The organism is Agrobacterium sp. MS2 (genome assembly GCF_003261015.1).
Classification (GTDB): domain Bacteria; phylum Pseudomonadota; class Alphaproteobacteria; order Rhizobiales; family Rhizobiaceae; genus Agrobacterium; species Agrobacterium pusense.
In genome coordinates this window covers 1-11,324 of record NZ_QLNF01000075.1, presented here as the reverse complement: position 1 = coordinate 11,324, position 11,324 = coordinate 1, and the positions used below count along the sequence as shown (strand labels likewise).

13 protein-coding genes and 1 pseudogene are annotated in these 11,324 nt (G+C 58.3%); 2 read left to right on the top strand and 12 right to left on the bottom strand.

All coding sequences use genetic code 11. The features are described from left to right. On the bottom strand, positions 1-285 hold a 285-nt coding region (locus DOU54_RS19870), incomplete at its 3' end, for an autoinducer binding domain-containing protein (RefSeq protein ID WP_193603412.1). A 282-nt stretch (positions 286-567) separates the two neighbouring features. Here DOU54_RS19870 and DOU54_RS27560 point away from each other — a divergent pair. Next, positions 568-714 carry a hypothetical protein gene (locus DOU54_RS27560; protein WP_192800569.1) on the top strand — a complete coding sequence of 49 codons (147 nt, stop codon included), beginning with the start codon at positions 568-570 and terminating at the stop codon, positions 712-714. A 93-nt stretch (positions 715-807) separates the two neighbouring features. On the opposite strand, the gene DOU54_RS19865 is transcribed toward DOU54_RS27560, so the two are convergent. The 7 genes from DOU54_RS19865 to DOU54_RS19835 form a co-directional block, all read right to left on the bottom strand. Continuing rightward, entirely contained in the window at positions 808-2,265 is a 1,458-nt protein-coding gene (locus tag DOU54_RS19865; protein WP_006473112.1) for an aspartate ammonia-lyase, read from the bottom strand. Between the two features lie 173 nt (positions 2,266-2,438). Then, on the bottom strand, positions 2,439-2,747 hold the full coding sequence (locus DOU54_RS19860) for an antibiotic biosynthesis monooxygenase (RefSeq protein WP_006473110.1): 309 nt from the start codon (positions 2,745-2,747) through the stop codon (positions 2,439-2,441). 31 nt (positions 2,748-2,778) lie between these two features. Beyond that, positions 2,779-3,843, bottom strand: a complete 1,065-nt coding sequence (locus tag DOU54_RS19855; protein WP_113731748.1) for an ABC transporter ATP-binding protein — start codon at positions 3,841-3,843, stop codon at positions 2,779-2,781. Positions 3,844-3,847: 4 nt separating this feature from the next. Then, the gene (locus DOU54_RS19850) at positions 3,848-4,648 is read right to left on the bottom strand and encodes an ABC transporter permease (RefSeq protein ID WP_006473108.1); all 801 of its coding nucleotides are present in this window, start codon (positions 4,646-4,648) and stop codon (positions 3,848-3,850) included. Next, positions 4,641-5,465 (bottom strand): ABC transporter permease, encoded by an 825-nt coding sequence (locus DOU54_RS19845; protein WP_006473107.1) that lies wholly within the window; start codon positions 5,463-5,465, stop codon positions 4,641-4,643. The genes DOU54_RS19850 and DOU54_RS19845 overlap by 8 nt, the downstream gene beginning before the upstream one ends. Before the next feature lie 29 nt (positions 5,466-5,494). Beyond that, positions 5,495-6,523 (bottom strand): ABC transporter substrate-binding protein, encoded by a 1,029-nt coding sequence (locus tag DOU54_RS19840; protein ID WP_006473106.1) that lies wholly within the window; start codon positions 6,521-6,523, stop codon positions 5,495-5,497. 95 nt (positions 6,524-6,618) lie between these two features. Further along, the gene (locus tag DOU54_RS19835; RefSeq protein WP_113731747.1) at positions 6,619-7,296 is read right to left on the bottom strand and encodes a DUF1028 domain-containing protein; all 678 of its coding nucleotides are present in this window, start codon (positions 7,294-7,296) and stop codon (positions 6,619-6,621) included. A gap of 149 nt (positions 7,297-7,445) precedes the next feature. On the opposite strand from DOU54_RS19835, the gene DOU54_RS19830 reads away from it, so the two are divergent. After that, a complete protein-coding gene (locus DOU54_RS19830; protein ID WP_006470642.1) occupies positions 7,446-8,465 on the top strand; it encodes a LacI family DNA-binding transcriptional regulator in 1,020 nt (339 codons plus the stop codon). 11 nt (positions 8,466-8,476) lie between these two features. On the opposite strand, the gene DOU54_RS19825 is transcribed toward DOU54_RS19830, so the two are convergent. From DOU54_RS19825 to DOU54_RS19810, 4 genes and pseudogenes are all read right to left on the bottom strand, one after another. Continuing rightward, the gene (locus DOU54_RS19825) at positions 8,477-8,710 is read right to left on the bottom strand and encodes a hypothetical protein (protein ID WP_006470641.1); all 234 of its coding nucleotides are present in this window, start codon (positions 8,708-8,710) and stop codon (positions 8,477-8,479) included. A 201-nt stretch (positions 8,711-8,911) separates the two neighbouring features. Then, a pseudogene (locus tag DOU54_RS28285) lies at positions 8,912-9,049 on the bottom strand (metal-sensing transcriptional repressor); the annotation flags it as partial. Between the two features lie 634 nt (positions 9,050-9,683). After that, positions 9,684-10,064, bottom strand: coding sequence for a RidA family protein (locus DOU54_RS19815; protein WP_006470639.1), 381 nt, complete (start codon positions 10,062-10,064; stop codon positions 9,684-9,686). Positions 10,065-10,123: 59 nt separating this feature from the next. Next, positions 10,124-11,324 (bottom strand): NAD(P)/FAD-dependent oxidoreductase (locus tag DOU54_RS19810; RefSeq protein WP_113731746.1); only part of this gene is annotated, 1,201 nt, incomplete at its 5' end.

Here is an 11,324-nt window from a genome sequence, read left to right as displayed (position 1 = left end):
ATCGACTTCGCGCCAGTCGAAGGGCAATTGACGTACGAGACCTTCGCGGAGAATGGGATCGATCTTGACGTAATCGCGCAGGAGATAACGGGAAATCCAGGCGGCGTCGTACGTCGTGCGCACATAGGGGGTATCGACGACGTCCACTATCGTGAATGCGAGGTGATATGTTGAGAAATCAACGCCGTATACTAGGTGGAATATCTGAAGTGCGTCTTGAACGCTATCGGCCTCCTCGACCTCGAGCATAATCCTGTCAAAGCGGGACCGTTTTTCTGCTTTCATTTAGTTGCTCCAGAAGTGCGGGGTACACCGATGCCCATGTCAGACTATTTCCCACTCAACAATAAGGTGTTATGTTATAACATCTCGCATAACATACATTATGGAACTTGATCGCCTTTGCCGCCGCGACGTACCTAGAGAACTTCCCGGGATCGATGAGCGTAGGATCATCGCAGGAGGCAGTTAAACGCCATCATCGCCATGAGCGAATTGTAGAGGGTATAAAACGGGGTTCGAGGAGGGCATGCCTGCACCCGAACTCGTCTCCGCGAGGAAATGTTCTTGTCTGTCGTATCCAATCTCTTCGGCGTCTGGGAAAAGGAACTGGCAGTGGGCCTAGGAATATCCGGGAGTGCAAAAGCAACCCGGTATGCGCTCACCCGGCAGGAATTGCTCGAACCCTTCCTCATTGGCGCTCTCAGAACCTGACCAGGGCTATTCAAGGGTGGCCGGCAGAAGACTTAGACGCGCTTATGCCGTGGGGCTTCGAGCCCGACACCATCAACTGAGCGTTATTCTCCTTCATTTGATGCGTCCACTTTTTTGATCCTTCCCAGCTTCAGCAGAACCAGAACGATGTGCCGGTCGCGTCAATCTCTGCGGATCAATGACTTCGGAAATCAAGAACTCAGAGATATCCGGGTTTCCGGCTATTACTTCTTGAATGGGTTTACCCGAGGCCAAAACTTCTTTCGCCAATTCAGCCGCGCGCTCATAGCCGATGGCGGGCGTCAAGGCAGTTGCGATGGCAGTGCTTGCGTCCAGATGCTTGCGGCAGACGTCCGGGTTGGCTGTGATACCAGCAATGCATTTCACCCGAAGCAGGTCTACGGCGTTGGTCAGAAGGTAAAGTGCATGAAGAATGTTATAGGCGATGACCGGCTCCATGACATTCAACTGGAGTTGACCGGCTTCAGCCGCAAGCGTGATTGTCAGGTCGTAACCAATGATCTGGAAAGCCACCTGGTTGACGACTTCCGGTACCACCGGATTGACCTTGCCGGGCATGATCGAGGAGCCGGGCTGAAGGGGCGGTAGGTTGATCTCATTCAAACCGCCACGAGGCCCGCTGGAAAGCAGGCGAAGGTCGTTGCAGATTTTCGACAGCTTCGTGGCCGTTCGCTTTAACATTCCGGAAAACAGGACGAATGCTCCGGTATCCCAGCAGGCTTCTATCAGGTTTTTGGCGGGAATCAGAGGAAGGCCGCAGATTGAACGAAGCTCCGCCACCGCGGCGGCCTGATATTCCGGATTGGTATTGATGCCGGTCCCGATCGCTGTGCCACCGAGATTGATTTCATGAAGAAAGGACGCGATCTCGCCAAGACGATCGACATCCTCGCGAAGCGTTGCGGCGAAAGCCTGGAGCTCCTGCCCAAGCGTCATCGGCACCGCATCCTGCAATTGCGTTCGCCCGAGCTTTATGACATCGGAAAAGAGCGCTCCCTTATTCTCGAATTCGTCTGAAAGCTGGGTAATTGCATCCTGCAATTGACGATAGGACAGCAGTATCGCCAAGCGTATCGCCGTCGGATAGACATCGTTCGTGGATTGCGAGAGATTGACGTCGTCGTTGGGGTGCAGGGAGCCATATTGTCCACGAGGCAATCCCATCAGATGCAGGCCACGATTGGCGATGACCTCGTTGATGTTCATGTTGGTCGAGGTGCCCGCGCCGCCTTGGAACACGTCGAGGGGAAACTCCTGCAGATGCTGGCCGTCAGCGATTTCCGCGCAGACCTGGCAGATAATGTCAACTTTCCGTTGGTCCAGCTCTCCAAGCCTGGCGTTCGCACGCGCGGCGGCCATCTTCACATAAGCGAGCGACTTGATGAAGTTGGGAAAATGATTGATCGCGATCCCTGAAACCGGGAAATTTGCGATACCCCGTGCCGTTTGTGGACCATAGTAAGCTTTTGCCGGGATCGCGACGGGCCCAAGTGGGTCCTTTTCAACACGTTCCATTGGCATGATATCCATCATGTTCATCTCTCGACACATTGGGACAGGGATGCGCCATGCATTTCGCATGGGTAATAGCAGCCGGAAGCCGTAGTCCTGTGTCGCCAAACTCTGAAGCTGCCGCACAGGAGGTTGCCCTTGGACACGCGGTGCCGTGGCATCCAAGGGCCCCCGGCAGAGTAAATATGGTGTCAAGGGCACCAGGTCGCTTCGTAGTGCACAGACCGGTCGTCGAAGCGCGTCAGGAACGCTTGCGTATCCAGCGGCACAACGGCCTTCGTGTTATCTTCGCCGGCAAAGGCCATGATCGAGTCCATCGACTCCCAGAATGTGATTTCGACAAACTCGACCTCACCGGTGTCGAGCGGACGCCGCATGAAATACGACCCTTTGTATCCCGCCACCCGATGAAGGGCGGGAAGCGTCGTCTTCGTGAGGAGTTCCTCGTATGAATCCGCCATTTCGGGCTTGGCCCATCCACGCCAGACGCGTCCAATCATGTTCATCTCCATTGTTCAGGGTTAAGGTTGTTCAATCTTCCAGGACGTGAATGCTGTCCGGCGAGATCTTGAGTTCCACCTTGTCACCGACCGCGTAGAACTGGCCCGCGGGGGCAAGGCAACGGATCATGTGTCCGCCGAGGTCGAGCACATAGCGGGTGCGCGCACCAAGGAAGATCTGTGTAACGACGGACGCGATCGGCGCTCCCCGGCTTAGCGCAGCGTTGTCGGGCACAGGCGCGAGGATGGCATCCTCCTGCCGGAACATGATGGTCGCCCGCTTCTTCGCCGAGGGCTGGGCCCTCAGCAGCAGAACCTGTCCGTCGCAAAGCAGCGCACGTGCGCCATCGCCATGGGGCTGCAATTCGGCATCGATGAGATTCGTCGATCCCATGAACGTGGCGGCAAACCGTGTTCGCGGCACCGAATAGAGGGCCTTCGGGGCTCCCTCCTGTTCGATCCTGCCGCCGTTGAGCAGGATGACGCGGTCCGAAAGGCTCAGCGCTTCTTCCTGATCGTGGGTCACGAACACGGTGGTAAGGCCGGTCTGCCGGTGCAGGAGGATCAACTCCTCCTGCATGCTTTCACGCAGCCGCGCATCGAGGTTCGAAAGCGGCTCGTCTAGCAGCAGGACCTGTGGAGAAGAAACCACCGCACGGGCAACCGCGACACGCTGTTGCTGGCCGCCCGAAAGAGCGCGGGGCCGCCGGTCGGTCAGATGGTCGAGCTGGACCAGCTTCAGCGCCGCGACTGCGCGGTCACGCTGTTCTGCCCGGTTGCCGATCTTGCGCATGCGCAACGGGAACATCACGTTCTCTAGGACCGTCAGATGCGGAAGCAGGGCATAGGATTGGAACACCATCGCGATGTCGCGAAGCTCGGGTGGCAAGCTTGTCGAATCCTTACCGCCGATGTGGATCGTCCCGCTCGTGGCCCCTTCCAGGCCCGCGATCATCCGCAGCAGGGTGGTCTTTCCGCATCCGCTCGGTCCAAGCAGGCTGACGAACTCGCCTTTCGCGATGGAAAGCGAAATGTTCTTGATCACCTGAACATTGCCGAAGGACTTGGAGATATTGTCGAGTTGTACAGCATTCATGATATCACCCCGCCACGCGTTGGATGCCGAGCACGCGATCAATGACAAAGATGAGCAGGACGGTCAGTCCGATCATCAGGGCCGACGCGGCAGCGATGGATGGGTCAGGGCTGTATTCAAGCTGTGTGTAGATCTGAATGGGCAACGTGATGACCTCTGGTGAGCGAAGGAACAGGGAGACGATCGCTTCGTCGAAGGATATGTTGAAGGCGAAGAACGCCCCGGCCGCGATGCCCGGCATTGCTTGCGGCACGACGACGTGAAGGATGGCCTTCCACGGTCCCGCTCCCATCGTCCGCGCAGCCTCTTCGAGATATCTGTCGGAGGTGGATAGAACGGCGAGGGTCGTACGGATAACGTAGGGAACGGCGATGACGGTATGACCGATCCACAGGGCCGCAAACGAGGTGCGCCCGAAATAGGCACTCCAGAAGATAAGCAGTCCCAATGCGAAGATGATTGTCGGTAGCACCAGCGGCGCCAGAAAAAGGGCCGAAAGCACAGACGTGCCCGGCAATCTCCCCCTGTGGATCACGGTCGCGACCGAAGCGCCGATGATCGTCGCGGAGATCGTCACGACCACCGCCAGCTTCAGGCTGGTGATAGCTGCGCCCATGTATACGGACGAGGAAAGCACCGCCTCGTACCACCGCAGGCTCAGCCCTTGAGGCGGAAAGGTGATGTAGTCGCCGGCCGTGAAGGAGACGCCGACGACCACTGCCAGCGGACCTAGGACAAAGGCAACGATTGCGACAAGATAGATGACCGCCGCAATGCGGACAGACATGGGGGCGGATTCAACCATTGGCGCGCCTCGACAGTCTTGCATAGGGGATGAGAAGCATGAGGACACCGACAACGAGGATGATGGATTGAGCGGCGGCGAAGGGCCAGTCCAGCGTGCGGGTTGCTGTTTCGTAGATCGAACCGGCCAGAACCGGCAGGCGCGCACCCCCGAGCAGCGAAGGCGTGATGAAATAACTGGCCGACAGGGTGAAGACGAGAAGCGAACCGGCAATCACCCCCGGAATGGCAAGCGGCAGGACGACCAGGCGCAGCGACTTCAGGAATGTGCAACCCATGACGCGGGACGCTTCTTCCAGACGGATGTCGATACGCATGACGACGCCGAGAATCGACAGGACCATGAAGGGAAACAGCACCTGCGTCATACCCAGGACAACCGCGGTCTCGGTCTGCATGAGTGAGTAGTTACGCCTGACCAATCCGAGCATATTGAGCGTATCGGGTATCAGCCCGCCGCGGCCGAGCAGGACCATCCAGCCGAAGGTTCGAACCACGACGCTGGTCATGAGAGGCAGCGTAATGCTGATAATCAGCCACAGGCGGAGCCGTGCGGAGCCGCGCGCCATGATGTAGGCGAGCGGGAAACCGGCCACGATGCACAGCGCCGTGATGATGAGCGAGAGCTTTACGGTCCGCCAGGCGATTTCGAGATAAAAAGGATCGGTCAGAAACCGGCTCAGGTGTGTCGCCGTGAGCACCCCGTTAGCATCCCTGACACCGAGAAGCAATATCCCGGCGACAGGAATGAGAAACCCCACCACAAGGAGGAGAAACCCGGGCGCAGCAATGAGAAGATCGGTTCGGAGTTTGTTCATGTCTACCCCCTTGGTTTCTCCTCTGATCTTCAGCGCGAGATCAACTTCTTCCAGTTTTCGATGAGAGCGTTGCGGATTTCGTCAACCTGCACAGGATCGAACCGGACCATCGATTTGATCGCGTCGCCGTAGACCACATCCTGCGCCACATCCGGCGTTAGTTCGGTCTTGCTGTTGGTGGGCGAGTAGCGCATCTCGCGGGCGAATGCCGCCTGCACCTCGGGCGACAATTCGAAATCGATGAGCTTCTTGGCTAGATCTTGGTTCGGGCGATTGGCAACGAGATTGGCGGTGAAGTACACGGCGGGAGCGCCTTCCTTGGGGATTATGAACTTCACCGGAAGGCCGCTCTGGCGGATGGTGTAGGCATAATCCTGGGCGAAAGCCGCCAACCAGGCATCGTTCTGCGCGAAGTTCTGTTGGACCTCGGGAGACGAACTGATGATGACGGATCGATCGAGCAGCTCGCCAGCTTTCTTGAGGCCAGGCGCTGTGTCGGCGAGCGTTCCGCCCCAGATCTGATTCATCATCAGGAGTCCGAGCATGCCGAAGGAGTTGGACAGGTCCGTCAAGATGAGGTGATCGCCATACTCCTCGCTCCACAGATCCTTCCAGGAATCCGGGGCTCTCGGCACCTTTTCCTCGTTGTAAAGCAGGCCGACCGTTGTCACGAGGTGAACTGGTCCCTCCCCTCTGGCCAATCCTTCGGCGGCGAAGGGATATAGGTCGCTGGCGTTGGTGAGTTCTTCCGGCTTGATCGGCGCCAGAAGCCCCTCCCTCGCGGCGATCACCTCCTGGCCGCCTGAGAAATGTACCACGTCGTATTGCGGGGCATCCCTCTGTGCTCGCAATTGCGCGAGCGTATCGGCCGAGTAGAGCGTGACCACCTCGATCTTGACGTTGTTCGCCTTCTCGAAGGGTTCGAAGACAAGTTTCTTATGCAGCTTCTCATAGGGGCCACCCCAGGAATTGACGACTAGGGTCGGCTTTTCCTGAGCGAAGCTTGCTGTCGTGGTCAGCATCATGACCATCGCGATGGATGACAGGTATTTTTTCATTATAGTTCCCCTTTTCTTTGGTCGGTTGATCATCAGTTCCCCCGCTTTTGCCTTTTGGCCTTTTTAAATTTTCGGTGCAGGGGGGATTTGCCGCCTCACAGGTTCATCGGTGATTCCTTGGTGAGGTCGAGTTCATGCGGTGCGATGACCTGGTTGATGTAGTGCTGCTGATAGGGCTTGTAGAATTCCCAGAGGCGCTCCAGTTCGGTAATCGGCTCTTCCTTCCAATCCACCCGCAGGTCGACCAGCGGCCATGACTGGCGGTCCGCGATCAGCAGCGCCGCTGCCATGATCGGCTTGGTTTCTCCTCCGGCATAGAGCCCTCCCCTGATGGCGGCCAGCAGGCGCTCGGCAAAGGGCAGGTCCATCGCCGCCTCATAGGCCTCGACCACGCGGCGCGGCACCTCGTCATTGGCCAGGAGGTTGCCGGTCGAAACGCACTGGTTGCCAGCGTGACCAGCATGGATGCACTCGATGGCCGCACCGTTGTAGAAGGCCACGCCTCCCTCGCGGTCGACGGCGGCGAATTGCCGTTCCTGCGGAAAGTCATTGGTGGCAGCCAAGAAGTCGACGGTCTGGCGAGCGGTGAAGCCCTTGGTGAGGAGTTCGATGCCGACGGATCCGGAGCGGATATCGGTGCGGTGTTGGGTGGTGACCGCACCAACGCCGGCGCGCACCCATGGACACCGATTTCCCACCGCCACGGCCGATGTGGCGATGCTGACGCCGAACATTCCGGTTTTGGGGTCGCGGGCGGCTAGCGAGAAGGTCATGGAAGTTTACCCTTGTGTTTAGCGCTACAACGCTTATTTTAACGCTAAAATACAGCCAGGCGACAAGGTGTCAAATGAAAAATAACTTGAGTCGGAAACTGCCTCCTATGTAGGCAGGATAAGGGAAATAGAAGATTCGGAGACGAGGGATGGAAAAGGGATCCGTGGATGCAAGATCTGGTGCCCGCATGGTTGACGTGGCACGCTTGGCAGGCGTCTCGCATATGACCGTATCGAACTGCTTCAAGTATCCCGACAAAGTGATACCGGAAACACGACTGAAGGTGCTCGAAGCGGCGTCCAAGCTGGGTTATGTACCGAACCTGATTGCAGGAAACCTGGTATCCGGGCGCAGCAAGGTGATCGCCGCAATCATTCCGACCATTCAGAATTCAAGCTTCGCGGACATGATCATGGGACTCGAGCAAGAACTCGATGCGCATGGCTATCACTTGATAGTCTCGGTCGTAAGCTCTTCTGATCGAGAATATGATGCCGTGCGAGCACTCATCGGACGCCGCGTTGATGGGATCGTGCTAACTGGCGTTGATCGCGACGAGTCAACCTTCCGGTTGCTTGACCAATCCGGTATCCCCACGGTCGAAACGTGGAGCCTGAACGGGCCGTTCGTCGATATGGGGGTCGGATTCATGGACCGCGCGGCTTCACGCGATGCCACACAATTGATGATCGACAAGGGACTGCGAAGGATCGGCGTCGTCGGCTATGAAACCGGGGAGAAACACAGATACCAGGAGCGGCTGGCCGGGTTCATGGATGCCATGACAGCCGCTGGTTTGCCGACCGATCTTGTTGCGCTGGTGCCTCTGAAACTGGGCTTTCCCGGCGGCAGGATGGCGCTCGCGGAACTCATAGCCAGGGACGCTCAACTAGAGGGGGTTTTCTGTTACACGGACGTTCTCGCTTCGGGCGTGGTTTTCGACTGCATGAGGCGAAATTGGCAGATTCCAGACAGGCTCTCAGTCGTCGGATATGGCGATTATGAGATCGCAGCCGAGTTGTCGCCCGGCTTGACCACTGTGCGATCGCCCGGGGACAAGATTGGCCAGGAAGCGGCGCGAATGATCATCGCGCGGTACTCTGACAAGAAGGTACGAAAGAAAATCGCAGATGTAGGTTACAGCATCATTCGGCGGGGAAGCGTTTAGCAAGCTCCAGTCTAGCATATTGCCGCCTTGAGATAGCGGACCGTCACACTGCTTTTTTCACCGGCAACATCCTGTGGGTCGCCACTGGCGACGATATTTCCACCCTCCTCGCCCGCGCCAGACCGCCCGAGGTCGACTATCCAATCGACCTGGGCAACGATGCGCATGTCATGCTCGACCACGATTACCATATTGCCGGAATCGGCAAGTCCCTGAAGGTGGCGCATCAAGCGGTCGGCATCCATTCTATGCAAAATCGGGTCAAAGAATGCGATCGCTATTCACGGCCACATCTACGCAATCGCGAGAAATCTTCAAACCACTATCCATATACTAGTATGGAGTATATGCGGGTTGCTCGCAGCGAGTAACACATAGTGAGAGATTGCGGCAACCGACAAACCTCGACCGATTGCTGCAACCGTAATTACAGCTTCGCCCGGTCGTCGCATTGTCACGATCTGCTGGAGCAATGGGGCGCAGTCGGTTCCGGCTTCGATCGCACGTTCCAACGCTTCTGCCTGTCCCCTGATGCGCCGTAGACGTGTGATCACCAGCTTCTTCTCTTCTGGTGAATTTCGCATCTTCCTGAATGATGGACGTTACATACTATACAAGGGGGAGTTTCAACCCTGTCTCAAGGCGTCGACATGTGCGCGGCAGTTCTGGTTTTTGGAACTGAGAGGCAGACAGGAAGTCGGAAGGCGATGCCCGCCCAGGGCAGATGGCGGTTCCGCCCGGAAAATCTCAGGCTGACATGGCAGGTGCGATCCAGCATGAGCACGGAAAGCCCAAGGCATGTCCCGCCGGGTTTCGGGTGTCCCGCCCAGAATGAGATGTTATCGGTGTCGCTGAACGTGCTGCCGTCGTCCACGCTCGGCTTAGGAGATCGAACGTGTATTCCCTCCGGGACTGAGTATGCCTCGACGGTGCAATTGTGAGAGGGGTAATAGCATCTTAAAGCAGGAATCTAGGAAAGGCCCTCGCCAAATTTGAACAGCCCAATTGATCAAGAGGACCGGACGTGATGAGTAATGGTGTCTTCCTCTTTCTTGGTTATCTGCCGCTTGTGCAATAAAAGTTTGACCATCTACAGCAAGGATGAATGGTCTAGAATATTCGTCCGATTCATCGATCATGTATTACCTCCTAAATTGACCGCACATTTCCTCAACGGAGCAAAGAAAACCGAAGTTCAATGGTCGCGGCAGGACGGCCTCACACTGCGAGAGAGGCGGTGATCTCGATTTCGACTTTTGCTCCGCGTGCGGGGATTTGGCATATCAGGAACGTGCTGGTGGGCCGAATATCCTTGAACACCTGTCCAAGCACCGGGCTTACGGCCTCGGCGGCTTCAAGATCCGTTACGTACACCCGGCTTGCCACCGCATTGGCGAGGCTTGCCCCCGCTTTCTGCAATGCGTCCTCGATGTCCGCGAACGCATTGCGCGCCTGGTCCGCGGCATCCGGAGGGAACAGGCCCGTTGCCTTGTCGCGCCCCGTCGTGCCGGACACATAGATCGTCGTCCCGTCGATAACGGCCTTGGCGTAGCCCGCGGTCGTTTCGGAAGGGGCACCGGAAAAGATTCTCTTTGGCATTCCTGTCTCCATGGTCATGAGCGCCGATGCCGCCAGGCGGATCAGGCGTTGGATCGTTGTCAGAAGCGCGCCGGCGAGAGAGCCGAGATATCCACCGATGGGGATTGCCCTGCCGCAAGTTCGGCCATGACTTTCCCGGCCATCGGGCCCAGTCCGAAACCATGGCCGCTAAATCCGGTCGCGACGAGAAGCCCTTCGACCGCCTCGACCTTGCCCATGACGGGAACGACGTCGGGAAGGGTATCGATGATGCCGGCCCAAACGGTGTCGATGGCAACTTCCGCCAATGCCGGCAGGAACCTGCGCAATTCGGCCCGGGCCTGCCGGACGCGATGGAGGGCGGGCTGCACGGCTTCGCGGGTCGGCGCGATATCCGCTATCGGCGCGGCGCGATGCGAGGGGATGAAGGGCTGGATGGGACCCAGATAGTTGATCCGCGCCGCATCCGGATTGCCTTTTCTCGTCTCCCGATAATGGCGCATATACCGCCAGGAATCGAGCCGCATATCATACTCTCCCCCCGCCACCGACAAAACGATCGCTCCGTTCACATCCTGTCGAAGGCCGGTCTGCGGCAACGAGATACAGGGATCGATGGTCAAGTGCGGCACGGGCAGGGAGCGCGCGACGGTCGCTCGTATTCTTTCCTGGGGAAGATCGTATCCGACCGCGCGCAGGAGCCTGCCGCTTCCCGTGCCGGCGGCGCAGAGAACCGTATCGGCGCGGCAAAGCCTGCCATCGATCCAGACGCCGTGAATGCGTCCGGCCTGGATATCCAGGCGCTTCACGCTCCCGCCGAGGACGACCGAGACGCCCCGCTCGACGGCGGCCTCGAACAGCGCACGCGTGGCGCGTCCCGGTTCCGCCCGCCCGTCCGAGGCGGTGAACATGGCGCCTCGAACACCGGCCTTTTCCGAAAGGAAGGGGAGTTTTCCGGCAACCTCGGCCGGGGTCAGCAGTTCGGTATCGAGACCGAAGTCCTTCGCCTTGGCCTGCCAGTCCGCCTGATGGGCCATGTCCGCGTCATTGACCGCCAGGACGATGTTGCCGCCGCAAAACCAGCCGACGCTGCGTCCGAGATCCTTTTCAAGACCGTTCCACAGGCGCAGCGAGGCCATGGCGAGAGGAAGCTCGCGGAAGTCCCGTCCCTGCTGGCGGACGAAGCCAAGATTGCGGCCGGATTGCGCGGAGCCCGGCGTGTCGCGCTCGACGAGCAGGACACGCAGGCCGGAACGCGCGGCATAAAGCGCCGCCGAGCAC

Coding starts and splice junctions, on each gene's coding strand:
- DOU54_RS19850 (WP_006473108.1), bottom strand. CDS start 4,648: ATGGTTGAATCCGCCCCCATGTCTGTCCGCATTGCGGCGGTCATCTAT.
- DOU54_RS19855 (WP_113731748.1), bottom strand. CDS start 3,843: ATGAATGCTGTACAACTCGACAATATCTCCAAGTCCTTCGGCAATGTT.
- DOU54_RS19835 (WP_113731747.1), bottom strand. CDS start 7,296: ATGACCTTCTCGCTAGCCGCCCGCGACCCCAAAACCGGAATGTTCGGC.
- DOU54_RS19845 (WP_006473107.1), bottom strand. CDS start 5,465: ATGAACAAACTCCGAACCGATCTTCTCATTGCTGCGCCCGGGTTTCTC.
- DOU54_RS19860 (WP_006473110.1), bottom strand. CDS start 2,747: ATGATTGGACGCGTCTGGCGTGGATGGGCCAAGCCCGAAATGGCGGAT.
- DOU54_RS19825 (WP_006470641.1), bottom strand. CDS start 8,710: ATGGATGCCGACCGCTTGATGCGCCACCTTCAGGGACTTGCCGATTCC.
- DOU54_RS19830 (WP_006470642.1), top strand. CDS start 7,446: ATGGAAAAGGGATCCGTGGATGCAAGATCTGGTGCCCGCATGGTTGAC.
- DOU54_RS19815 (WP_006470639.1), bottom strand. CDS start 10,064: ATGCCAAAGAGAATCTTTTCCGGTGCCCCTTCCGAAACGACCGCGGGC.
- DOU54_RS19865 (WP_006473112.1), bottom strand. CDS start 2,265: ATGGATATCATGCCAATGGAACGTGTTGAAAAGGACCCACTTGGGCCC.
- DOU54_RS19840 (WP_006473106.1), bottom strand. CDS start 6,523: ATGAAAAAATACCTGTCATCCATCGCGATGGTCATGATGCTGACCACG.